General features: G+C 34.2%; 16 protein-coding genes and 1 tRNA gene. 7 read left to right on the top strand and 10 right to left on the bottom strand.

The annotated features are described in order from the left end of the window. Positions 1-6: 6 nt before the first annotated feature. Positions 7-657: a phosphoribosylglycinamide formyltransferase gene (gene purN, locus F6K18_RS08090; protein WP_124145059.1), complete on the top strand. Its 651-nt coding sequence runs from the start codon at positions 7-9 to the stop codon at positions 655-657. 279 nt (positions 658-936) lie between these two features. On the opposite strand, the gene galT is transcribed toward purN, so the two are convergent. From galT to F6K18_RS08075, 3 genes are all read right to left on the bottom strand, one after another. Next, on the bottom strand, positions 937-1,950 hold the full coding sequence (gene galT / locus F6K18_RS08085) for a galactose-1-phosphate uridylyltransferase (RefSeq protein ID WP_353735028.1): 1,014 nt from the start codon (positions 1,948-1,950) through the stop codon (positions 937-939). A gap of 276 nt (positions 1,951-2,226) precedes the next feature. Beyond that, positions 2,227-3,207 carry a pentapeptide repeat-containing protein gene (locus F6K18_RS08080; RefSeq protein ID WP_124145061.1) on the bottom strand — a complete coding sequence of 327 codons (981 nt, stop codon included), beginning with the start codon at positions 3,205-3,207 and terminating at the stop codon, positions 2,227-2,229. Positions 3,208-3,920: 713 nt separating this feature from the next. After that, positions 3,921-6,692, bottom strand: coding sequence for an AAA-like domain-containing protein (locus F6K18_RS08075; protein WP_287519991.1), 2,772 nt, complete (start codon positions 6,690-6,692; stop codon positions 3,921-3,923). 461 nt (positions 6,693-7,153) lie between these two features. Here F6K18_RS08075 and F6K18_RS08070 point away from each other — a divergent pair, with 461 nt between their 5' ends. Together F6K18_RS08070 and F6K18_RS08065 are read left to right on the top strand one after the other, a co-directional pair. Continuing rightward, complete coding sequence (locus F6K18_RS08070; RefSeq protein ID WP_287519990.1) at positions 7,154-7,510, top strand: hypothetical protein; 357 nt, start codon at positions 7,154-7,156, stop codon at positions 7,508-7,510. A 354-nt stretch (positions 7,511-7,864) separates the two neighbouring features. Further along, positions 7,865-8,920, top strand: coding sequence for an LD-carboxypeptidase (locus F6K18_RS08065; RefSeq protein WP_287519989.1), 1,056 nt, complete (start codon positions 7,865-7,867; stop codon positions 8,918-8,920). A gap of 65 nt (positions 8,921-8,985) precedes the next feature. On the opposite strand, the gene F6K18_RS08060 is transcribed toward F6K18_RS08065, so the two are convergent. Then, positions 8,986-9,930 (bottom strand): NAD-dependent epimerase/dehydratase family protein, encoded by a 945-nt coding sequence (locus tag F6K18_RS08060; RefSeq protein ID WP_287519987.1) that lies wholly within the window; start codon positions 9,928-9,930, stop codon positions 8,986-8,988. Positions 9,931-10,472: 542 nt separating this feature from the next. On the opposite strand from F6K18_RS08060, the gene F6K18_RS08055 reads away from it, so the two are divergent. From F6K18_RS08055 to F6K18_RS08040, 4 genes are all read left to right on the top strand, one after another. After that, the gene (locus tag F6K18_RS08055) at positions 10,473-13,904 is read left to right on the top strand and encodes a response regulator (protein WP_287519985.1); all 3,432 of its coding nucleotides are present in this window, start codon (positions 10,473-10,475) and stop codon (positions 13,902-13,904) included. 68 nt (positions 13,905-13,972) lie between these two features. After that, complete coding sequence (locus F6K18_RS08050; RefSeq protein WP_287519983.1) at positions 13,973-16,012, top strand: sensor histidine kinase; 2,040 nt, start codon at positions 13,973-13,975, stop codon at positions 16,010-16,012. Between the two features lie 954 nt (positions 16,013-16,966). Next, the gene (locus F6K18_RS08045) at positions 16,967-17,158 is read left to right on the top strand and encodes a hypothetical protein (protein WP_287519982.1); all 192 of its coding nucleotides are present in this window, start codon (positions 16,967-16,969) and stop codon (positions 17,156-17,158) included. 170 nt (positions 17,159-17,328) lie between these two features. Continuing rightward, the gene (locus F6K18_RS08040; protein ID WP_287519981.1) at positions 17,329-17,799 is read left to right on the top strand and encodes a phosphate-starvation-inducible PsiE family protein; all 471 of its coding nucleotides are present in this window, start codon (positions 17,329-17,331) and stop codon (positions 17,797-17,799) included. Positions 17,800-18,178: 379 nt separating this feature from the next. Here F6K18_RS08040 and F6K18_RS08035 read toward each other — a convergent pair whose 3' ends face one another. From F6K18_RS08035 to F6K18_RS08010, 6 genes are all read right to left on the bottom strand, one after another. Beyond that, positions 18,179-18,865: a hypothetical protein gene (locus F6K18_RS08035; RefSeq protein ID WP_287519979.1), complete on the bottom strand. Its 687-nt coding sequence runs from the start codon at positions 18,863-18,865 to the stop codon at positions 18,179-18,181. A 598-nt stretch (positions 18,866-19,463) separates the two neighbouring features. After that, positions 19,464-19,536: transfer RNA gene (locus F6K18_RS08030), tRNA-Glu, on the bottom strand. A gap of 99 nt (positions 19,537-19,635) precedes the next feature. Next, positions 19,636-21,081: an S-layer homology domain-containing protein gene (locus tag F6K18_RS08025; protein ID WP_287519978.1), complete on the bottom strand. Its 1,446-nt coding sequence runs from the start codon at positions 21,079-21,081 to the stop codon at positions 19,636-19,638. A gap of 69 nt (positions 21,082-21,150) precedes the next feature. Next, complete coding sequence (locus F6K18_RS08020) at positions 21,151-22,020, bottom strand: DUF4231 domain-containing protein (protein WP_287519977.1); 870 nt, start codon at positions 22,018-22,020, stop codon at positions 21,151-21,153. A 491-nt stretch (positions 22,021-22,511) separates the two neighbouring features. Beyond that, complete coding sequence (locus F6K18_RS08015) at positions 22,512-23,309, bottom strand: pantothenate kinase (RefSeq protein ID WP_287519976.1); 798 nt, start codon at positions 23,307-23,309, stop codon at positions 22,512-22,514. Positions 23,310-23,654: 345 nt separating this feature from the next. Further along, the gene (locus F6K18_RS08010) at positions 23,655-24,590 is read right to left on the bottom strand and encodes a hypothetical protein (RefSeq protein WP_287519975.1); all 936 of its coding nucleotides are present in this window, start codon (positions 24,588-24,590) and stop codon (positions 23,655-23,657) included. Between the last annotated feature and the right edge of the window lie 99 nt (positions 24,591-24,689).

Below are 24,689 nucleotides of genomic sequence, written 5' to 3'. Positions count from 1 at the left end.
AAAAAAATGACAACAGAATCTCAACAACTCAATTCTAATTCTTTTCTAATTTCTCCAGCTATCCCTGAGAATTTTTCGGCAAAAGTTTCTCCTTTAAAATTAGGAATTCTTGCCTCTGGGAATGGTAGTAATTTTGAGGCTATTATGGAGGCAATAAATAATCAAAAATTAAATGCTCAAGTTCAGGTAATGATTTATAATAATCCTGGAGCAAAGGTTAAAACAAGAGCAGAAAAATGGGGCGTGCCGACAATATTATTAAATCATCGAGAATGCAAAAATAGAGAAAAATTTGATAGCCAAATTGTCAAAACTCTACAAGAATATGATGTAGAGTGGGTAATTATGGCGGGTTGGATGCGAATTGTTACTAAAGTTTTAATAGATGCTTTTCCTAATCAAGTTATCAATATTCATCCCAGTTTATTACCTAGTTTTCGAGGTATTAAAGCCATCGAACAAGCATTAGAAGCTGGAGTAAAAATAACTGGTTGTACGGTACATTTAGTGGATGTAGAAGTAGATAATGGTCCAATTTTAATGCAGGCAGCTGTACCAATTTTGCCTGACGATACACCAGAAACTTTGCACGAAAGAGTTCAAATACAAGAACATCAAATTATTGTGGGAGCTATTGCTCTTGCTGCATCAACTTAGAAGGCAGGAGGCAGGAGGCAGAGGGCAGAAGGCAGAAGGCAGAGAGAGGGCAGGAGGCAGAGGGCAGAAGGCAGAAGGCAGAGAGAGGGCAGGAGGCAGGAGGGAAATAAAGGTTCAAAAGGAAAGCAGAATAATGTTTTCCTTAGCGAAAAATTGTGGTTTAAAGCCTCCTCTTTTAAGGGGATAAAAAGAAAAATTTTCCTTTGAGTCAATCCTCTTCTTTTAAAGGAGAGGTAATTGTTAATTATTAATTATTAATTATTAATTGTTGAATATTCCTTATTCCCTGCTTAAAAATTCTGCATCTAGTTCTGGAAGGGAGGGATTAATTCTAATACCAGAAGCAATTTCAAAACCTGCCGGTGTGGTAAGTCGAGGTTCAATTAAACAATACCAATGAACTTGGGGTTCTTCTGCTTTATAACGAGCAGCAGTGTTAATTACATAATTATAATCTGGGTCGTTTAATTTTTCTGATAATTTGGTGAGAATATTTTTGAGAATTAATGCAAAATCTGATTTTTCTTGGTCTGAAATACTACCAAAATCACCTTGATGTTCTTTTGGCATGATCCAGATTTCAAAAGGTGCTTTAGCAGCAAAGGGAATAAAAGCTAAAAAGGATGAATTTTCCTCAATTACTCGCGTTTTATTTTGTTTTTCAAATTCTAATATTTCACAGTATAAACAGCGCCCAAATTCATCATAATATCTTTGAGCTTCTTCTTCTTGCCAGCGTCGATGTTGGGGAACAATGCTAGTAGCAATAATTTGAGAATGGGGATGACGTAAAGAAGCACCTGCTTTTTTACCATGATTTCTAAATATAATTACCATCATACTTTCATCTATTTCCATAAGTTCGATGTAACGTTGATGGTAAGTATCAATTATAGTCTCTACTTCTTGGATAGACATTGTGGGAATATCTTTGCTATGGTCGGCATTTTCAATAATTACTTCATGTCTACCATAACCAGGCATTGTCAGATAAATTCCTTCTAATTTTCGATTGGTATTTTCTTCAGGGGTTAAAGCTGGAAATTTATTAGGAATAACCCGTACTTGCCAGTTAGTATTTTCTGGGTTTTGTTTCTCTAACAAAATACCTCCTAGACGCTCTTCATTACCAGTACAAAAAGGGCAGTTCGGAGAGTGACTTTCTACTTGTTCTTGTACTATATTTTCTTGTTGAAAATCCTGGGGACGTTGGCCTCGGTTTGGCGCATAAATGACCCATTCTCTTGTGGTTTTGTTGAGCCGAATATGACTTTTGTTCATATTATTTAGCAATCTTATTTGACTTATGAGATATTATAGATTTTAGGGAACAGGGAACAGGGAACAGGGAACAGGGAATTATAAGATATTATAGATTTTAGGGAACAGGGAACAGGGAACAGGGAACAGGGAATAACGAATACCAAAGCAATAAAATTATCACAAATGATTTAGGACTGCTATTTTTATAGACGGAGTGGTCGGTCGTTGACTATTCATAAGCAATTTTCCCTTCTTCCTCCCCCCTTTCAAAGGCAGGCAAGGGGGGATGCCTTCTGCCTTCTGCCTTCATTTTTCTGGTAAATTTAACTGAGAGTAAAATTCTCTAGAATATTTAGCTTGTTGCCAGTTATTAGCAGATTTAATCTGTAATGGATTCAACCCTTTTACTTTTTGTAGATTGGTATCTTGTAGATTAGCATCGTGAAAGTTTGCTCCTTGTAAATTTGCTTCTTGTAAGTTTGCTCCTTTCAAATTTGCACTTTGAAAGTTAGCATTTTTCAGATAACAACCTTGCAGATTTGCTCCTTTTAAATTTGCTTCTTGTAAGTCAACACCTTGAAGATTTCCTAGTATATAAGCTCCCTCCAAATTCGCTTTTTGTAAATTTGCTTCTAAGAGATTAACTCCCTCCATATCGGCATTTTTTAGATTTGCTGAACTAAAATTTGCTTTTTGAAGTTGAGTTAAAAGAAAGAAAGTATCTTGAAGATTTGCTCCCCAGAGAAAAGCTCCTTGTAATTGAGTTAATTCAAATTTACCTCCTCGAAGGTTGGCTTCTAAAAGTTTTGCTCCTTGAAGATTTGCTTCTTTAAAATCTACATCTACTAAATTAACTTGGTCTAAATTGGTTTTAGGTAAAGATAAACCTTTTAAACAAACACCTCCTTTTACAAGTTCTTCTAGCGCTTTGATTCTAGCATAGCTAATTTGTAATCCTTGGGCAGAGTCAATTACCTGCCAAGCTTGATAATGGGATTTCTTTTTTCCCCACCTAATGTAAATAACTAATGCTGTGACAATGCTAATATTTTCAATAGTTCCTAGAATTTGCGAGTCTTCAAGGGATTCTAGAAAAACTTTACCCCACTGTGTTTTTTGTTCTATGGTGTTTTCAATATAAATAATTCCTAAAATTAAGAAAATAACAGTGAGTAAAATAGTAGCAATTTCTAATAAACTATAGATAAATCTCAGCGTACTTCTGAGTAATCTTGCGAATTTCCGCTGATTGCTTAGTGAGGATAAATATTTTTTGATCGAAAGCATATTTGCAGGACTATAACTAGGGTTTTATTAGGATCAAATAAATACATTTGAGGCACTTATAATCATGGTATTTTCGTTATATAAACAATAATATCTTATTCAGACAGTACATTGTCAAGAGCTGAGTTGAAGAAGGAAGAAGCCAGAAGGAAGAAGTAGATTGGGACTCAAACTCCAACCAATTGTAGACGGTGTATTAAACCCATAAAGAAAAAGATAATGATTTATCAAAATTGTCTTATACCAATTGGATTGAGAAAATTTACAAAAAAGTAGGTATGGGGAATAGGTGAGAGAGAAAAAAGGTCTGAAAAAAATGGAATAAAAAAGATTTAATTTTGACAATTGCTGCCTGGTTTAATTTAGTAAATATAGCAGTCGAAGGAAAGGGCGCAGGTATATCAAAAGCTTAAAACTCAGACAACGCAAGATTGTTCCTTCTCTCCTAGATAACTAATCGCCTAGATAACTAAACCCTTCTTTTTTCTGCTATACATTATTTATAGACTAACTACAGGATAAAATGGTGAAAATCTAGTATTTTTCAACAAATTCATAGATGTAATATCATGTCGGGTTGAATACTTATAAATAAATTAGTAGGGAGTAGGGAGTAGGGAGAAAAAAGAGATTTGCTCTGCAAGTGAAAGGATAGTTTTTTTCATAACTAATTATCAGGACATGATATAAATTTGGGATTTTATAGTTTGGCTTCATAGTCGATAGCTAAAATATTTCCGATACAATTCACATAGAGGCATGACTAAATTACCTTGAAATTTTACTAATCCCATACTGCGTAATTTGAATCCTTCTTTTGTGCCTATAGGTATAGGGTAATCTATCGTAATAATTTGTTTAATTACTGTTAATAATTCTGGATTTTCTTCAAGATTATTTAAGTGGCGACGTAGGTGGTCACAATAGGGGCTTTCTTCTGTCGGAGCGACCTGTAATAGCTTTTCTAAAGTCATTCTTCCCCGGGCAATTTGATAGAGAGCTTGACGTACTAAATAAGGATGTCCTCCTACCATTGCCATTAATTCTTTTATCTGTTCTGGAGACCATTCTAGATGATGTAATTTGACTAAATTTTCTACTTCTTCCCAGTTGAGTTCTCGTAACTCTATGGGCAAACCTACATTAAAAGGTGACTGATTAATATTTAGAGGAATATATACTTCTTTTGAATGTACAATTACTAACCTTAGTTTTTGCCAAACTGCTTCATTTTTACCACGTTCATGCCAGGTCCTGAGCAAAGCAAAAAAGGAGGTAGCAATTTCTGGATGTTGAAAAACTTGGTCTACTTCATCTAACCCTAAAACTAAAGGAGTAGAAATTTCTGACAGTAGATATCTTTGAAAATAATTTGTACATTTATTTTTACTTCCTAATACTCCTTGCCAATATTCAGATAATTTTTCTTCTAGATTCAGTTCATTAGTAATACTGGCACAAAACCACTTTAAAAATAAATCAAGATTAGTCAAAAATTCTTCATCTGCTGACTGAAAATTTAAAAAAGCTTTGCAATATCCTTGCTGTTCAGCATAATTCAAAATTCTACTCATTAAAGAAGTTTTTCCCATCTGTCGAGGTGCTTTAACTCGAATCAATGCTCCCGGATTCATAATAGTTTCATAACACTCTGACTCTATGGGCGATCGCTCTATATAAAAGAGAGAATTAAGTGCTACTTGACCAGAAGGAGTATCCAATAATAACTCCTTTTCCTTCGTCTTTTTTTGTTGTTCAGAAGTCAAGTGATTAGATTTTTCCTTCTTCCTTCTTCCTTCTTCCTCCTTCCTTCTTCCTTCTTCCTTCTTCCTTCTTCCTTCTTCCTTCTTCCTTCTTCCTTCTTCCTCCTTCCTTATTCCTTTTTCAACTTGTGAATTACCTGGTAGTGTCACATCAAAATTAATAGGTCGCGAGATAATCGCTGTTTTTGCTTTTTCTTGCTGAATCCTTAATTCAGTTAATTCTAATCTAACTTTCTGGAGAGACTTATCTAAATCTTCTAGAGTTAATTTATCCCCTGGTAGTTGTTGATTAATTATCTCTAAAAAATCGCATTCAAAAATTTCTTTTACTATTTGATTATCGCGCATTTCTTGCATGAAATTAACAGCTACTAAGTTTAATAAACCTCCCACATCTCTTTGCAGCTTTTCTAAGTATCCATCTGGTTCATCTCCCTGGAGTAAAACCAGAATAAAACTTTGGCATAAATTCTTAATTTCATCTACAGGAGGCAAAGGAATTAATAAACAACTAATATCTTCAGGAAAACTTGTCACATATTCTGTTTGATTGATTGTTTTTAACTCACTTCTCAAATTAGATATTTTACGATTCACCCAACCCAAATTTTCTCGTTTTTGCTCAGAATGAAATGGTGAATATTGAAGTATTGTCGGAAAAGAACCTCCAATCTGATTTCTATATTCAATAGCAATTTTTTCTTGTGCCTTTAATAGCGACATACTAACAGTTTTGTAAAGTTCACAATTCACAGAAGTGCTATTTTGCTGAAGGCGGTCTACAAAAAAATCTAGACAACTTTGAAAAATACTAAAATCGCAATTTTTATGCTGACAAATCAAACCAATAGTTATCTTTAATAAAATCCAATTTAATATTCCAGAAATCGGTTCAATATTACCCTGTAATGCTCGTAAAGCTACAGCAGCATCCGAGTAACGCTGTTTCCAATTAACCCTAACCATTTTTGTTAGAAAATTAGCTAACTTTTCACTGATATTAGGAACTAATTTTTGCAAGTCTATCTCACCTAGTTCATCTTGGATAAAATTCCTGGGTGTAACTCCTGTCAAAGCTTGAATTGCAGTAATACCAACAGCATAAATATCACTAGCAAATTGTGGTCTTCCTTGTGCTTGTTCCACAGGCATATAACCAGGAGTACCTACTGCAATTGTACTACTAGATTTTCCCTGAGAATTAACTACAATATTACTTACTTCTTTAACTGCACCAAAGTCAATTAACATTAATTTTTGGTCGCGGTATCGCCGCATAATATTCCCTGGTTTAATATCTCGATGAATTACCTCATCTTGATGTACAAAAGCTAAAACTTCTAAAATTTCTGACAAAAAATTTAGCACTTTAGCCTCATTCCAAGGCTGACTCATTTCTGTGCTTAAATCATGACCTATTATCAGTTCTTGAACTAGATAAAATTCTTGATTATCCTCAAAATAAGCATACAAAGTAGGAATTTTATCGTATCTACTCAGTCGGTTGAGAATTTGACCTTCTTGCTCGAATAATCTTTGGACTTGTTGATGCTTAATTGTCGGTTTTAGCCGTTTAACAACACGCTGAGGTTTGGGATTTGCTGGTATATCTATATCTTCAGCAATATAAGTTTCTCCAAACCCACCCCCACAACCTAATTGTTCTACAATTTTGTAATGTTGCCTGAGAGTTTGACCAATTAAAGAATTATTTTTAGACATTTTTAGTTCACAATATTGAAGGAAATTACTTCATCATTTACTATCTTATCATTAGCTCAAAGAGAGAAAAAATATTCTGTAATATCATTTTTAAATTTAATGCTATTCATCAATTTAGAGACTGTTTGTTAAAGGAATATTAAATCCAGACGTAGTGCAGCGACACAGCTAAAAATGTAGGCCTTTATAGAACGAAGTGTTAGTGTAGTTCATCCGCAGGATAAACTCAACAAAGCTTTATAACTTTACTTTTGAAAAATGGCATTAGTTATAATATAGCAGTTCCCAAGAAACGTGAGGTACAATTAAGTACGGGATCGCTAATCATAAAATCAACCCCATTACTGATGAAAGCTTATTCTATCAACTGCGTACAAAATCAGTATAAAATCTTATGATTGTCCGGATGTTTATATACTAAATCTAAATCTATTTCATGATTACCAATATTTTCAGATAAAATGGATCAAAAAGAAAACGAGTTACCAATAATTAAGCCAACAATTAAGGTGAGAAAGGAATTTCAAGAAAAACAAAAGAATTTGATCAGTAAAAACGCTATATCATCAATATTTTTCCAGAAAAATAATCAAAAAGAAAATGATTTACCAACAATTAAGGTAAAAAAAGAAGCTCAAAAAAAACGGATGAATATGAAGAATTTTCTGGAAATTATCGGTAAAATTGCTATATTTGTGGTGATTTTACCAATTTTATTGCCTATATATGTATTCTACACTATATTAATTGTATTCTTTTTAATTCCATTTTTTATTTTTTATAGTATAATGCTGATGAAATCATATCATAAAAAATAGCGTCTTTGAAAAAAGAATCTTACGAATAATAAGGGCAATTAAAATACTAGGACTTACAAATGAACGCTATTGGTAGGGTATGCTAGCGGTAGCTTAACTGAGCAACACCCTACATCTATTGTCAGTGCCTAAGTCCTGATACTTTAAAAACTCTGTTCTGTAAGGATTGTAGCTATTGGCAGCCAAAAAGTATGGGAATTATTGCTCTGCCTAGGTTGGAACGATTTTTTCCCTCTATTTAGCGACAACTCTAATAAATAGCATTTGAAGGTTTGATTAAGACATTTTCAAATTCTCATACCTTTGTCAAACTATGAATTTTCCTTTTTACTATAAAATATCATCAAGAAAATTATGTTTTTTATTCCTGCTGCAATATTTATGAACGATCGCCGTTACTTTTTAAAATTTCTAGGTCTAGGTTTATTGACAACTCAACTCGCTGCGATCAATAAGCGATCGCTCCGGGTTGCCTCACCAATATCCCCCCAACCTATCCTCAAACCACCCCGCCTTCAAATTGGCGACACTGTAGCAGTAGTTAGTCCTGCCACCATGATTGATAAACATCAACTCAAATACGTCAATTTGGTTTTAGGGCAACAAAAATTAAAAGTAAAAGTTGCCACCCACGTTCTGGATAGATATGGATATTTAGCAGGTAAAGATATAGACCGCGCTGCGGACATTAATGCTATGTTTGCGGATGATGAGGTAAAAGCATTGGTAACAACCACAGGTGGTTGGGGTAGTAGTCGCATCTTGCCATTATTAGACTATAACTTAATTCGGAAAAATCCTAAAATTATCATTGGTTACAGTGATATTACTGCTCTGTTATTGGCGATATATGCTCGCAGTGGTCTGGTGACATTTCACGGTCCCTTTGGTACATCTCCCTGGAATAAATTTTCTGTTGGTTATCTCAAAGGTATCCTGTTTGAAGGAAAGGCAATGACTTTGCAACCTCCTACGAATATTGTGGAAACTATTACAGGTGGAAAAGCACGGGGGCAACTGGTGGGGGGGAACTTGTCTGTGTTAACAGCGATGGTGGGGTCTAATTTTTTGCCAGACTGGCGAGGGAAAATTTTGTTTGTGGAGGAGATAAGAGAGGATGTTTATCGGGTAGACCGGATGTTGACTCATTTAAGTTTAGCTGGCATTTTGCAGCAGTTGGAGGGTTTTGTATTTGCGCAATGTACTAGATGTCTGGATGAGGAAGATGATTTTCCCACGTTAACTTTATGGCAGGTTTTGTTAGATCATATTCGACCTTTGGAAATTCCTGCTTGGTATGGCACAATGATCGGTCATATTCGGGATAAATTTACAGTTCCATTAGGAGTAGAGGTGGAGATAGATAGCGATCGAGGTACGATTCAGATGTTGGAAACTGCTGTGGTTTAGGGAATGGAGAATCTCCCTACTCCCCACTCCGTACAGACGTTGCATGCAACGTCCCTACCTACTCCCTACTTCCCATCTTTTGCTTTTAAAATTTCATCATCAACTGAAAAATCTATCTCAGTTTTGTCACGACCGGAGGCAAGAAAATCATTTTCAAATGAATCTTTCAAACCAGAAACTAGGTCATATTTTGGCTGCCAATTTAGTTGGGTCATCGCTTTATTTATACTGGCAAAGAAATGTTGACTTCGTAATGGAAAGGCTTTCTTTTTCCCAAAGTCAAATTGCTTCGGATCGTAATGTACTAACTTAATAGAATCAGGAGATTTTCCAGCAGCTTCAGCACAAGCGCGAGCTAAACCATCAAAAGTGACATAACGCTCTCCAGAAACATTATAAATTTGCCTAATTGCTTGATTATTTCCTAATACATTTGCCATTGCCATTGCCAAATCTTTGACATGACCTAATTGAGTAATGTGGAGTCCATTTCCCGGAATAGGAATCGGGCGATCGCGTACAATTCTGTCAAAAAACCATGCTTCTAGATCGTTATAGTTTTGTGGTCCATAAATATAAGTAGGACGAATTGAAGTCCAGGGTAAACCTTGATTTGTTAATTCTGTTTCTGTTTCATATTTTCCTAAATGACGGCTTTTTGGGTCTATAGCATCTCCCTCAATATGAGGCATTTGGTCAGACTTTAAATAAACCCCCGCAGAACTCATATAAATGAAATGTTGTACCTGGTCTTTGAAGATTTCAGCTAAAGGTTTTGTATCAGTTAATTTTCGTCCGTTATTGTCAAAAATAGCATCAAATTTTTCTGACGCTAATTTTTCTTTGAGTTGAGTAGCATCCGTGCGATCGCCATGAATTTCTTTAACTTCTGGAACTGGACTTGTTTTATTACCACGGTTAAATAGCACCACTTCATGTCCTTGTTCAACTAGAATTTTAGTTAAATAGACTCCAATAAATCGAGTCCCACCCATAATCAGTATTCGCATTTTTCCTCTTTTTTACCAACAACTAATAATTTCATCATACCCATTTACCAAGCCAAAAGTCAAAAATTAAATTCCATGATTAGTTTTAGGGGCATAAACAACCTTGATATTTAATTTTTTAACTTGATTAAATCTCTCAACACTGTACTTACTTGCTGGAAGCCAATCATACTTAAATTCAAGATAAATATTAAACTTTAAGGAATAGGGAAGATGGAAAATGGAAGAAGCTATAACTAGAGTTATAAATTCATATTTATCTTTTTCTTTATGGGTTTAATACCCCACCGTCACTTGCGGTGTCTACAATTGGTTGGGCATAGTCAACGACCTGCCACTTCCTGTCTACAAACCCACCCCATCCACTTTTTTATTCTTGCTTCTTGCTTGTTGCTTCTTCCTTCTTCAAAATGATTAAAGGCAATTCAATTAAATCATCCATAAATGTATCAAATTAATTTAAAATTTGCTATGGTAAGTATAGTATTTTAATTTTTTTTCGACAATTTAAAAATCATAGTAATACCATAATTAATTTACTTATGCCTACTCAATATTTAGATAGTTCAAATAAGAATAAATATCGAAAAGCTTCTCTACGTAAAGTTTTTGTATTACCTATTGTGCTGCAAATTATGTTTGCTGTAGGTTTAACCGGATGGCTCTCGTTACGCAATGGACAAAAGGCGGTCAATAATGTTGCTAGTCAGTTACTCAATGGAGTGACAACCCGTGTTGATGAACATTTAGAAAGCTATCTAAAAATTCCTCCTTTAATTAATCAAGTTAATAGAGATGCTATTCGTCTCAATAATTTAGATGTAGAAAAACTCTGGGATTGGCAACAATATTTATTTAAACAAATGCAACTATTTCCAAATATTAGTAGTATTAGTTTTGGCTCTACCGAAGGAGAAGTAGTATGGTTAATTAGATTAGAGGATCAAAGTTTACAATTAGGAATTAGCGATTATTTAACAGCAGGAAATCTAGAACAATATACTCTCGATCGACAGGGAAATATTATCCAACCACGAATTGAAAGTTTTCCATACGATCCGAGGAATATACCTTGGTATCAAGCTGTTATCGAAGCGGGAAATCCTACCTGGACTAAAATTTATCCTTGGATAGATGGAGATAATTTTGGTATTTCTAATGGATTACCTTTTTATGATGAAAAAGGTATTCGTAAAGGTGTACTTAGTGTAGATTTAACTCTTGATAAAATCAGTCAATTTTTAACTAAGCTAAAGATAGGTAAATCCGGAAAAGTATTTATTGTCGAACGTTCTGGATTAATAGTGGCTACATCCATTTCAGAAGAGCTATTTATGACTCCAGGTAATGAACAAAATTTACAACGACTGCCAGCTTTAGAAAGCAATGTACCTGTAATTCAAGCTTCAGCTCAATACTTACAGAAAACCTTCTTTGGCCTGACTAAAATTAATCAAAGTCAACAGCTAAGTTTTAAGTTTAATAATCAACGTCACTTCCTAGAAATCAAACCTGTAAAATATGGTTTAGGTATTGACTGGATTATTGTAGTAGTAGTTCCAGAAGCAGATTTTATGGAAGAAATTAATATTCAAAGACGCAATACAATTTTATTATGGTTAGCAGCTTTAGGATTAGCAATACTTGGTGGAATTTTAACTTCTAGATGGGTGATTCAACCAATTATCAGCTTAAATAAAGCAGCTAGGGATTTTACTCAAGGAAATTGGCAACAAAAAGTAGATATTAAACACTCTGATGAACTAGGAGAATTAGCCCATTCATTTAATACAATGGCTGTACAATTACAAGAATCATTTACTACTCTACAAGCGAAAAATTATGACTTACAAAGATTAGATAAACTTAAAGATGAATTTTTAGCAAATACTTCTCACGAACTTCGTACTCCTCTGAATGGAATGATTGGAATTGCTGAATCAATGTTAGATGGAGCAACAGGAGAATTATCGGAAATACAGCAAAAAAATTTATTAATGATTGCTCAAGGTGGTCATCGACTTACAGATTTAGTCAATGATATTCTTGATTTTGCTAAACTGAAACATCAAAATCTGGAGTTGCAGTTAAAACCTGTAGGAATCAGAGAAATAACAGAAGTAGTTGTTACTCTTTGTCAATCTTTAATAGGTACTAAAAATTTAGAATTAGTTAATTCTATTCCTGTTGATTTACCTCCAGTTTATGCTGATGAAAATCGCCTGCATCAAATTTTATATAATCTGATTGGTAATGGGATTAAATTTACAGATACTGGGAAAGTAGAGATATCGGTAGAGATTATTAATCAACAAGAAAATTCCCAGTTCAATAGTCAGCATCCAATTCTCAAAAACCAACAATTAGCAATTACTATTTCTGATACTGGTATTGGTATTGCAGAAGATAAACTATACAGAATATTTGAATCATTTGAACAAGATGATGGTTCCACAGCTCGTCAATATGGAGGTACTGGTTTAGGTTTAGCAGTTACTAAAAAACTGGTGGAATTGCACGGAGGAAAAATTTGGGTGAAATCTCAAATTGAAATAGGTTCTCAATTTACTTTTACTCTGCCAATATCTACAGAAATTGCTATTAGTAACAATTCCAATATATCAAGATTTACAGATGCTAATAATATAGCTATAACTGAAGAAAAAGAAGAAGAGATTGTTATTCAAGAAGAGTCAAAAGATGATGCAATCAAACCACTAGAAACCGTCCAAAGATTTCAAATTATGATTGTCGATGATGAACCAGTAAACTTACAGGTACTCGTCAATATTTTATCCCTCCAAAATTATGCCATAGTTCAAGCAATGAATGGTATAGAAGCTTTGAAAATAATTGAACAAGGTTGTCAGCCAGATCTAATTTTATTAGATGTAATGATGCCAAAAATGACTGGCTATGAAGTTACACAAAAATTGCGACAAAATTTCTTACCTAGTGAGTTACCAATTCTGATGTTGACTGCTAAAAATCAAGTTTACGATTTAGTAGAAGGATTGAATGTAGGTGCTAATGATTATCTGACTAAACCTATTTCTAAAAATGAACTAATTGCCAGACTTAAAACTCATTTGAGACTATCTCAAATCAACAGTTCTTATAGTCGTTTTGTGCCTGAAGAGTTTATGAAATTCCTCAAAAAAGACTCTATAATTGATGTAGAATTAGGCAATCATGTAAGTAAAGAAATGGCAGTAATGTTTTCTGATATTCGCTCTTTTACCGCTCTTTCAGAAACAATGACACCCCAAGAAAACTTTAACTTTGTTAATTCATATTTAGGGCGTGTCAGTCCAAAAGTTAGAGATAATTATGGATTTATAGTCAAATATTTAGGAGATGGAATGATGGCTGTATTTCCTAATGGAGCAGATGATGCTGTCAAGGCAGGTATTGCCAAAATAAAAGAAGTTGTAGAATACAATATTATTAGGAAAAATCAGAGTTATAAACCTATTTCAATTGGCATCGGCATTCACTTTGGACAAATGATGGTAGGTATGGTGGGAGAACAAGCAAGAATCCAAGGTGATGCTTTTTCAGATAATGTAAACTTAGCTGCTCGTTTAGAAGGATTAACAAAATTTTATGGCGTTTCTATCATTATTAGTGAAGCAGTATTTAATAATTTAGTAGATGCAAATCAATATCAAATTAGATTTTTAGATCGAGTCCAGGTGAAAGGGCGGAATCATCCCATTAAAATTTATGAAGTTATGGATGGAGAAACCGAATCTTTGCTAAACTTAAAAAGACAGGTTAAGTCAAATTTTGCTCAAGGAGTTTTACATTATCAACAACAAGAATTTACCATGGCAAAGAAATATTTCCAGAAAGTATTAACAGTAAATCCAAATGATCAAGTCACAGAAATTTATTTACAACGAGTGAATAATTTTTTATCAGAGGGCACACCTACGAACTGGCAAGGAATTACAATCTGGAATCAAAAATAATCAAAAACTTGAGCAAATTGTATCTGTATAATTGAAATGTAAGTAGGAAAAAATTAGCGATCGCTACCATGCCAAAGTTACCATTAAACCCTCTGTTTTACCAATCCCCACCAAAACTCCCCCTACGAGTCGTAGTCATTGTCCCATTTGTGCTGCAAATTATAGCAACAGTAGGATTAGTGGGATATCTTTCATTTACCAATGGTAAGCGCGCTATCAACGACCTAGCTAATCAGTTACAAAACGAAATTACAGCTCGTATTCAGCAGAAACTGAATATTTTTTTAGAGACTCCCCATTTGGTTAATCAACTAAATGTAAATGCTATTCGTCTTAATCAACTTAATATTCAAGAAATTAATGATGTGGAGCGTCATTTATGGCAACAAATTCAGTCTTTTGATTCCATTGGTGTCATTGGTATTACATCTACATCAGGAACAATGATCGCAGTAAGTCGCCAAGATAATAATAGATTTAATATCATCATTACAGACGAATCGACAGAAGGAGAACTTCAGGAATATGCTACCAACGCTCAAGGGGTGCGGACTAATCTCACAAAAGTAGTTCCGGAGTACGACCCCCATATACGACCATGGTATCAAGATGGTATCGCTACAGGTAAAGCAGATTGGGGTGAGATATTTAGATCGCTCATTGATCAAAGAGTAGAAATTATGGCGACTCAACCAGTAATTGATAATGATGATAATGCGATCGCCTTAGTCACTGCTACTCTCACCTTCTCTGAACTGCATGACTTTCTCAAACGGTTGAAGATTAGTAAATCTGGGGAAGCTTTCATTTTAAATCGTTATGGACAATTAATCGCTAGTTCCGCCACTTCTGAACCTTTTATTCAAGACAATGGGGATTTAAAATTAATAGATGCTTCCAACAGTAACGATCTTTTAGTTAATTCTGCAAGTAAACACCTGAAAGACAGGTTTGAGGATCTCAATCAAATCCAAAGCAATTTATTACTTAACTTTGATATTGATGGTCAACAACAATTTTTACAAGTCGTACCTTTTAGCGATAAATATGGTTTAGATTGGTTAATTTTGGTAGTAATTCCTGAAGCAGATTTTACAGAACGTATTCATACCAATACCCGAATTACTATTGCTCTATGTTTAATTGCATTAATCATCGCAATTATTTTTGGTTTATTCAGTTGTGAATTGATTATTAAACCAGTAAAAAATTTAAAGCAAGCAGCAACTTCTATATCTATTGGAAAATGGGAACAAAGAGTAAAAGAAGTCCCCATTGAAGAACTAGCAATATTAGCTCAAGGATTTAATCAAATGACGGAACAGTTAAAAAAATCATTTGTTGAATTAGAGAACAAAAATACAGCTTTACAAGAGGCAGACCAGTTCAAGGATGAATTTATGAAAAATATTTCCCATGAACTGAGGACTCCACTTAATAGTATTATTTGTTCTATAAAATTAATCGTTGATGGCTTTTGTGATAGCCAAGAAGAAGAAACTGAATTATTACATCAAGCTGATAAATCTGCTATTCATTTACTGAATTTAATTAATGAACTTTTAGATTTGGTGCAAATTAAGGAAGGCAAACTTCCGGTCAATAAAAATTTAGTAAATTTGTATGATTGTTTAAATGAAATAATTGATTCTCAGCAATCTATAATTCAACAAAAAAATCTGCAACTCTATAAATCTAATATCTCTAAATCCATATTTGTAGAAGCTGACCCCAAAAAGCTAAAGCAAGTATTCTTAAATATTCTTGATAATGCAATTAAATTTACTGAAACTGGTAGTATTACTATTGATGTTCAGATTAAACCAAGTATTAATACTTATGATATAGATCAAGTACCCATTGTAGTAGTAACTATTAAAGATACAGGAATTGGGGTAGAACCAAGCGAACAGTATAAACTATTTCAATCTTTTGCAATGGTAGATGGTTCGACTACTCGTGCATATAGTGGTTGTGGTTTGGGATTATCAATTTCTCGTAGTTTGATGGAATTGATGGGAGGTAATATTACTCTAGAAAGTGCTGGAAAAAATCAAGGTACTGCAGTTTTTATCTCTTTACCCATTACTCTCAAAACTACGGAATAGGGGATAGCGAAAGTGGCGATATAGCACTACGCGCAAGTTAGAAGTCAAAAGTCAGTAGGGGCGTTAACGATAGTTATGCGCAAGCTTTAGGCCGTTCGCCTGTACAAAAGTAATCTCGGACTAAGTTTTAGGGTTTAGTAGTGTCCTAACCTAAATCCGTAGTGCTATAGTAGCTCAATTTTTCTAGGAGAGGAAGATATGGTTTTTTGGCGTTGCATAAATGCGCTTGGGATTTTAATAGTTTTGTAGAATGGGCATCTTGCCTGTTCCTGATATTTTCCCGTTCCTGATATTTTCACTCCTTGGCAGGATACCCACCCCACTTATATTCATACCGCCCCTCAGCAATGCCGATTTTTTTATAGCAGAAGAAAGAAGGAATAATCTGGCATTGTCTGAGTTTTAAGCTTTTGATCTGTCCGTACCCTTTCCTTCGACTGCTATGTATAGCAATCAGAAATCATATCAAATCCGGTTAAACAGTTATAGATTAGTTAAGTAATATCATGTCCGTTGGTATCGTTTGTGTAAAAGTTAGCGTGGATATCTACAGGAAATTTAAGTTTTTTTCTTGCTCAATTGCCTTCCTGCTTGTTGCCTGTTGCCTTCCTGCTTGTTGCCTGTTGCCTGTTGCCTACCTTTGCTATACAATACCGATGCTACCGGACATGATATAAGGAGGAGTCAGGAGTCAGAAAGACCGAGTCAGGAGGAGAGAGAATCACAAAGATGAGCGTAGTTATGACGGTTGAAGAATTTTTTTATGTCCAATTAAACGGATTTGATATCAGATGTGAAAATTTTATTGCTTCTGTGTTTCCCATTCCCTGTTCCCTGTTCCCTGTTCCCTAAAAATCTACAATATCTCACAACTCAAATAAGATTGCTATAACTAATTACCAACTTGATATAATCTTATTCTAATTAGGCAAAACTAAAATCTAGAGTTAAAATATGCCATCCAATTCCGATCGTTTACCAGAACAAGATTCAGGAGTACCTAATACCTCCGAATTATCTCCTTTAATCAAAAAATTATCAATCGCTACTTTGGTGGGAATAATAGCTTTTGTTGGAGTAAGTTCTTTGATTATTGCTGCTAGTCAAAACAATGTTAATGGCATTGAAACAACAGAAGGAAAATAGACTGTTGCACGCTCAAAAAGTTAAAAACAAAAAAAACATTCTCTCAGTTTCCGAATCCGAACTCAAGTCCCTAATACCAATTAGATTAAAGAATGTTGCAAAACTGTAATTACCAGGCATAGGTAATAGAGAGTAGAATATTGATTCAAATAGTATAACTAAATATAAAAATGAAGAATTTCCTTAAAACTCTCAAGAATATTTTTCTTCCTGAAAAAGATGATATTTTTCTAGGATTAGTTGAAAGTATAGAGGTCATAGTATCTAAAATTCTATCTTTAGCATTGATAGCTGTAATTATTTTTGCTGTCTTTGACGTAATAGTTTTTATCTCTCAACAACTTTTTTTTACATCTTATCCTTTGTTTAAAGATACATTATTTGAAATATTTGGACTATTTTTAAATATTTTAATTGCCCTAGAAATTTTAGAAAATGTTACAGCTTATCTCCGCAAGCACGTCTTTCAAGTAGAGTTAGTAATTGCTACTTCTTTAATTGCTGTAGCTAGGAAAATTATTATCTTTGATATTGATAAAAAAACAGGAGAAGATTTAATCGGATTAGGATTTGCTATTATTGCTCTATCCATTAGTTTCTGGATTATTCGATCGCAAAAAAATAGACCATCTAATCATTAATATTATCGTCGCTACCCTGCCCTGGCGTTTTTAATTTTAGGTATTAGGAAGTAGATTTTTCCATAGCACTATTGTGGAACAACTCTTGTTGAAAACCCTACACCTCATCTGCGGTGAAGACAAGTTTATTGAGGTATCATATTACAGCAATTTCCAACTTAATGAGGCACAAAACCTATTCTGGACAGCAGGGAAGAGGAAAGAGTAAAGAGAGATTAATGTTTAACTGGAATGATATAATTTCCTTTACTACCAGCATCGTTAGTAGGGGGAAACGGTCGGAAAACCATTCTTTAATACTTAATAATGCCGATGATACCGGATTTTATATCAACTCCAATTTAAGATTGAACTTACAACCTACAACCTACAAACTTCTTCAATTATCTTGGTGCTTAAACATAGAAGTAGCGCCGAATGCCGCGAAAGCTAATAAACCTAATATTGAAGTAGGTTCGGGAACAGGAGTTAACATTATATTATCAAAATTTACATCACCAGAACTAGCAATATAAATTTGAGTAATATTTTCAAAACCATCTATTGATAGAGTTTCAAAAGGCAAGGATATATCGTTACCAATGGAATATTCTGTAAATTGACCGGCAACTTGCATTGTTGGGTCAAATGTTGTGGAAATTAAGATTTTAGTATCATCTGTTGTATAACCAGTAATTGCATTTTCATTCTTCCGCAATTGATAATCTAAACTTTTTAAAGAGAAGATACCACCATTTTTTAAAGTGATAAATGAACCTAAAAGTCCGAATTCATTAGTAAAATGTTGAGCTTCATAACTCTGGCGAGCATGAAAATGTGAAGTATCACTAAAATAAGCTGATGGACTGCCTATTTCCTGTGCTGAAAATGCTGCTACATTAAATCCATTTTCCATGAAACATTTACCCGCACTCAATGGAGAAGTACAAGTGTTGGGATTGGAATTATCATATATTTCAGAATCATAAGTAATTGTTGCTGCGTTAGCTTGCTCATTACCAACAAATAGTATAGCTAAAGTCGCACAACAACCAATTCCTATAGCTTTCAATTTTTTGAACATCATATTATTAATGCCTAAATTTCAGTAAATTAACGAGGAGATAATAGCACTACATTTTAGACATTACAACTACTTTTATATAATATTTATCTATGACAAAATGTCATATTTTTTTTAGTTAATTGAAGATTATAACTTCACTTCTTAGGAGCCATGTAAAAATAAGTTGTACAAATTTTATCTGGGATAAATTGTGAAATACAGCTTCCATCAAAAAAACTGTAATGGTTATTTTTACACGAGTCCTTACTGTTTAATAACTGATTATTTGAATTATAAAAGTGAGAAAATTTTCTATTTAAGGCCAAAAATATAGATTAAGATGTAACTACCTTTTTTGAATTTGGTATAAGGGGATAAAGAAGAAAATTATACATCTTCTTGCCTCCCTATTGCAGGAGGTACTGATAGCTTCTGATAGAAAACGCTAACTGATATAGCAATCGAAGGAAAGGTTAGGATATATCAAAAGTTTAAAACTCAGGGAACGCCAGATTTCTTCTTCTTCCTTCTTCGCCTGATATTGACCTTGACTATGACTATTTTCCCCAAAAAAACAAAAAATAACAGAATTAATATTTCTGCTATCCTTAATTTATTATACCCCCAAGGGAATTCGAATCCCTGTCGCCTCCGTGAAAGGGAGGTGTCCTAGGCCTCTAGACGATGGGGGCTTGTTTGTTTCTTTTCACTCTTACTAACTTAGCGAATTCCTAAATAAATGTCAAGGGGTACGAAAAAAAAAATTTCGCTCAACCCTTTGGCCATCTTGACTACTGAAGATTGTGGCTTTGTGGTAAAGCCATCTGAGCCGATATCCCTTCTTTTGCATCTCCAAAATACCATAAAACAGCAGCAGCTTCAGCCCTACTCACTGTTTTATCTGGCCTAAATAATTTCGTATAACCAAAAACCCGCCTAATATTAGAAAAATCATTCTGAGCATCTGCCAATACAGCTCTCAAAGCAGCAGGGTCAATCCTAGAAGCATCTTGAAAATCCCAAGCTTCTTTAACTTTTTCTATTGTTGCCTCTGGCAATGCCTTGCGAAAATCTAGAGGTACTTTCCAAAGAATCAAATCCTCACGGGTTAAAAAATCATTTGGACGAAATTTAACGACATTAATATCTCCAGACAAAGGACTAGCAATTAAACCAGCTTCTGCCAAACCTTGAATTACCGCAAAGTCTGGGTCAGTTTTCGGGACATCTTCAAAAATTGGTGTTTCATTGAGCAGTGCTAATCGGATTTGTTTAGCAGAATTATTAGTAAAAATCTTATTATTAGTATTTACCAACCACCGAACATATTCCCGCCTAGTGACAATATTCTGAGGATCGACTAAAAGAGTAGTAGTATCTGGATTATCTTGATTTTGGGGTTGTGGCTGCTGAAATACTCCCAGTTTGGACAAATCTGCGACATATTGACGTAATCCTGAAGGCACATCTCTGAGAGCTTTTTTTAAGACAGGGGACTCTGTAGAAGTGGGGAGCGGCACTGGAGGGATGCTATTGGGAGGAAATGTTGTAGGAGTCGGTAACGCGGCTACTCCAGGAGAGGGCAAAGGTGTCGGTAATGATGCAGTTGGAGATGGCTCAGGAATAGGTAATGCTTGGGGTGATGCTGTGAAATTGGGAGATGGCTGAGTTTCTAGCTGGATAGTTGATGGAGAAACTGGGACGGGTGGAGGCGAGGGTATATTGGCAGTTTCTTCATTCTTGGATTGATAGTCTATCTTATATTCTGTTGCTATTCCTGGAGTTTGGCTTGGTTTGAGGGATACCTCTACCTGCAAATCATTTTTTTCTGCCACCAGAGATCCACTACCCTCTTCGGTAGGTTCGCTAATAATTTCCCAATTCTTGTCTCGAAATTCTTTTTGATAGAAATTTTGGACTACATTAGTAGGGTCTGAACTACTCCAAACTGTTTTTTGCTCTTGTTCGGATTTTTCAATTAATTCGGAGTTAGGATATGGAGAGATTTCTGAGGGAAAATCAGCCGGAATTTGTGTTGGTTGTTCGGGTTGTTGATTGTTTTGAGTGGGGGTTTGAATTAATTGGCTAAAAGGAGGGTTATTTTTCAACTGGGGGTCTGCTGCAAAAACTTTTTCTAGCTCTTTACTTGAGGGATTATTTGCACAAGCACTGACTGACATTAATAAACAAATAGTTAAACTGGTAAATATAGAAGGTCTATTTAATAACATATTCATTAATATAAATTTAGTTGCTATTTTTCAGGGAGGTTTTTTTTCCTCCCTTGATTCTCAAAACTATATTTTTTAGGTATTCTTTAACAAGGATTTTGGCTGTTCAGCAGATAAGTTGTTTTTTTCTTCCTTTTTATCTTCTTGTTGTGGTGATTCCTGTCCTTCTACTTGTTTGAGATGAATAATATTTACCTTGGTAATAAAATTAGCTATAGAATTTCTTGCTTTTTTGCCACGTTCAGTTGTATCTTCTACATCATAAATTCTATAAGATACATTTGCCCCTAAGATAAATTTCTCCTGTTCTGCTTCTAGAAGTTCCACAACTCGATTAGCAGAAATCCAATTTTCTTGGAAAGGAAATGAAGTTACAACACTAGCAACTATAGAAGCGATCGCTGGACAAATTACAGGCAACCATTTTAACCAAGCCTGACCAGTTTCTAATTTATCAACAAGGACTAAAATGGGGGTAACTCCCGAAAAAACTATTGTGCCTAACTGCAAAATATAGTAGATATTTCTAGCTTTTTGCCTGGTCTTTTTGTAATCGTCTATTAACTCTTGAGTATAACGTAAGGCTTTTTCTACTTCTTGAGTTATCTGAATATTTTCTGGAGAATTTTCTAGTTGTAAAACATTACCGTATAAGGTTGCTTTTTTTAGTAAATCAGAATCCTTGATTGTTTTAGTGTAGTTGATTTGTAATTGCCGATTTAGGAGATACAAAAAAATAAACAGAGCAATAGAAACTACTAAAACTATCGACAATTTAGTCTGATCTGAAAATAAATAAAGACCAATTCCTGAGCCAATAATAGTGGCAAAAGATAGATATTCAAATATTCTCAAAAATGATAATATACGTGGGCTGGATGGTGGAGATTTATAATTATCAGCCTTGATGTTTAACTGAGAATCAAGGGTTTCCGAACTTGTCATATTCTGTTTATTCCTTTGATTTGTGATTTGATAAGTGGACTAAAATATTCTCTTGCTAATGAGAAAGTAAGGACAGAATTACCTTAATCTATTATTAATATATTATTTTACCAAGCAAATTACTTATATTTATTTGGCGTTGGTGAATCAACATAAGAATTAAAATATTTGGACTAACCATAATCAACATAAGAATTATTAATACCCCTTTCATTACTTGTTCCCGAACAACATACTGAACGAACTAATCTGTACTGTACGGACGTTGTATATCACGTCCCTACCTATTCTTACAGCCACGAAAATCATAGCTAAATTCACCAACACCTTATTTTTATATTTTAAATTAGTATATTTGATGCTAAATTTTGGCGTTGCATAGTGACGAATAATGTTAGATTTTTGATGAACAGGATGTTGGATTAATCAATTGCTAGAATGATTAATATTAGGTTTTTTTTAGTCAAAATCTAAACTAAATTTTGGCAATATCATTTCATAATGTGCAAACCCCAAATTTTTGCTATACCCCAAAAAATTACTTCCGGTGCATCAATGATAGTTGCACCTAACTCAGGAAAAAGTTTTGTGAAATGAGTTAATAATAAGATGCGATCGCCTCCTGTCAGCACTATTTGTCCTTCAGGAAATTCTTCTCGCCAAGCAACAATATAATTTTGCATACCTGCCAATACTGTATATATTACCCCGCTTTGAATGGCTGTTGCTGTTTCTTTTGCCCACCGTGGAGGTAACTCTACTGGTATATCGACCAAAGGTAACATAGCTGTTCCTGCTATCAAAGATGATAATTGCAACCTTAACCCTGGTAAAATAGACCCCCCCACTATTTTTTTTTGGACATCAGCACCAGTAAAAGTAATTGCAGTACCAGCATCTATGACTAGCACAGGCCAACCAAACTTTGTGCCTGCACCCAAAACTGCTAAAGCTCTATCTATTCCCAAGGTAGGATAAAGTCCTTGTAGTGGGAGTTTTTCTAAGGTAATCATATCAGACCAAGGATAAGTTTCCCAAAGTACTGTTTGTTGAGGAACTACTGATGCTATTAATAAAGGCATCTGATGATTTAACTTTATATTCTGAGTTTCTAATGTATTTTTTAGTAGTTTTCTGACTACTATTTCCACATTAATATTTTCCTCAATTTCCCATTTGTGAATCCGGTCTATATCCCAGGTTTTCTGAAGTATTGCACCCACAAAATACCCCCAGTGTAACCGGGTATTTCCAATCATTAAACCGAGCCATTCTTGATTTTCAGACATATATAGTAATTTCATTTGAGTTGCGTAAAAAACATGGTTGCTTTTAGGCAACAGGCAACAGGCAACAGGCAACAGGCAAGAAGGTTTGCCGAACTTTTTACTGTTAGTAAATAACTAGCTCTTGTTTGACATCTCATTTGAAAACGTTATATAAATCTGTTCAAAAATTAATAATTAATAATTACCTCTCCTTTAAAATAAGAGAATTGACTCAAAGGAAAAATTTTCTTTATTATCCCCTTAAAAGGGGAGACTTTAAACCACAATTTTTCGGTAAAAAGTCCACTTTTAATCATAAATTAAAAGCCTCCATCTCCGTGTCTCCGTGTCTCCGCGTCCCCGTGTCTATCGAGCAGGAAGTCCTACGTCTAAACCAGAAGTATATATAGCAACTGCTTGGTCTTGCATATTAAAGACTACTTTGATGCCTGTATCATCAGGATTTTTCCATTCATAAGCACCCTTAATTTGATTTTCTGCTTGTGACTCATCTGATGTAACTTCTTGTTCTCTACCAAGAGTATTATTAACTTGCATTTCCCTTGCTTCTCTAGATTGTACAAAAGCTTCTGAGTCAAATTCAGGGTCTATTTCTCCCTCAGCCCCAAGAATATTTCTTATTTCTCGGTATGTCATTCCTAACTGTAATTTTTCATATTTTTGTCGCGTAATTGAATAAACTGGTTTGGGTTGATTCCAGAAAGGATTACCAAAATTATAAGTATTCATATTTTTAGTCCGAATAGTAACCACTTTCTGATTAGAATCAAAAATTATACTCATGCTTGTACCATCAGGATTCACCCAATTATATGTAACAGTATTAGCATTAGTTAAAGGATTATCTCTTGTTGGTTGTTTTATTCCTTCACTACCAATAATTTCTCTCACTTCATCATAAGTCATCCCCACTTTAATATTTTCAAAATCTGTACTGGTAACTACAGGAGGTTTTCTATTAACTCCGAAGTTAGTCGCGTTCAAATTTTGAGCAGATAATTTAATTAGTTTATTCTCTGAATTAAATATGGCAACTATACCTGTATTATCATTATTTAACCAGCGATACGCTACGCCAAATTCTTCAATTGTCGGACTATTATATTCTGTATAAACCTTACCTTCTCTTCCCAATATTTGCTTAACTTCTTGATAGGTCATACCAATTTTTAAATTGTTATAATCAGTTCTGGTAATTCGATTAGCTAGAGCAGGTTGAAATTGTATATTAAAAATAGAGAGAAAACCACTAAAAAATGTCGCCAAGAAAAACTTTTTCATCGTAATTGTCTTAAATTTTGCTATATTTTAATGTAAGTATTGAGCGGTCAACTATCAGCTATCAGCTATAAGTTATTAATATCATGTCCGGATAATCAA

Source organism: Okeania sp. SIO2C2 (genome assembly GCF_010692625.1).
Classification (GTDB): domain Bacteria; phylum Cyanobacteriota; class Cyanobacteriia; order Cyanobacteriales; family Microcoleaceae; genus Okeania; species Okeania hirsuta.
This window is presented reverse-complemented; position numbering and strand designations above follow the sequence as displayed.

What these genes read in the sequence shown, in the direction of transcription:
- F6K18_RS08080 (WP_124145061.1), bottom strand. Translation starts at nt 3,207, where the DNA reads ATGCTTTCGATCAAAAAATATTTATCCTCACTAAGCAATCAGCGGAAA.
- F6K18_RS08060 (WP_287519987.1), bottom strand. Translation starts at nt 9,930, where the DNA reads ATGCGAATACTGATTATGGGTGGGACTCGATTTATTGGAGTCTATTTA.
- F6K18_RS08010 (WP_287519975.1), bottom strand. Translation starts at nt 24,590, where the DNA reads ATGAAAAAGTTTTTCTTGGCGACATTTTTTAGTGGTTTTCTCTCTATT.
- F6K18_RS08050 (WP_287519983.1), top strand. Translation starts at nt 13,973, where the DNA reads ATGCCAAAGTTACCATTAAACCCTCTGTTTTACCAATCCCCACCAAAA.
- F6K18_RS08015 (WP_287519976.1), bottom strand. Translation starts at nt 23,309, where the DNA reads ATGTCTGAAAATCAAGAATGGCTCGGTTTAATGATTGGAAATACCCGG.
- F6K18_RS08035 (WP_287519979.1), bottom strand. Translation starts at nt 18,865, where the DNA reads ATGATGTTCAAAAAATTGAAAGCTATAGGAATTGGTTGTTGTGCGACT.
- F6K18_RS08045 (WP_287519982.1), top strand. Translation starts at nt 16,967, where the DNA reads ATGCCATCCAATTCCGATCGTTTACCAGAACAAGATTCAGGAGTACCT.
- F6K18_RS08065 (WP_287519989.1), top strand. Translation starts at nt 7,865, where the DNA reads ATGTTTTTTATTCCTGCTGCAATATTTATGAACGATCGCCGTTACTTT.
- F6K18_RS08070 (WP_287519990.1), top strand. Translation starts at nt 7,154, where the DNA reads ATGGATCAAAAAGAAAACGAGTTACCAATAATTAAGCCAACAATTAAG.
- F6K18_RS08075 (WP_287519991.1), bottom strand. Translation starts at nt 6,692, where the DNA reads ATGTCTAAAAATAATTCTTTAATTGGTCAAACTCTCAGGCAACATTAC.
- purN (WP_124145059.1), top strand. Translation starts at nt 7, where the DNA reads ATGACAACAGAATCTCAACAACTCAATTCTAATTCTTTTCTAATTTCT.
- F6K18_RS08025 (WP_287519978.1), bottom strand. Translation starts at nt 21,081, where the DNA reads ATGAATATGTTATTAAATAGACCTTCTATATTTACCAGTTTAACTATT.
- F6K18_RS08020 (WP_287519977.1), bottom strand. Translation starts at nt 22,020, where the DNA reads ATGACAAGTTCGGAAACCCTTGATTCTCAGTTAAACATCAAGGCTGAT.
- F6K18_RS08040 (WP_287519981.1), top strand. Translation starts at nt 17,329, where the DNA reads ATGAAGAATTTCCTTAAAACTCTCAAGAATATTTTTCTTCCTGAAAAA.
- F6K18_RS08055 (WP_287519985.1), top strand. Translation starts at nt 10,473, where the DNA reads ATGCCTACTCAATATTTAGATAGTTCAAATAAGAATAAATATCGAAAA.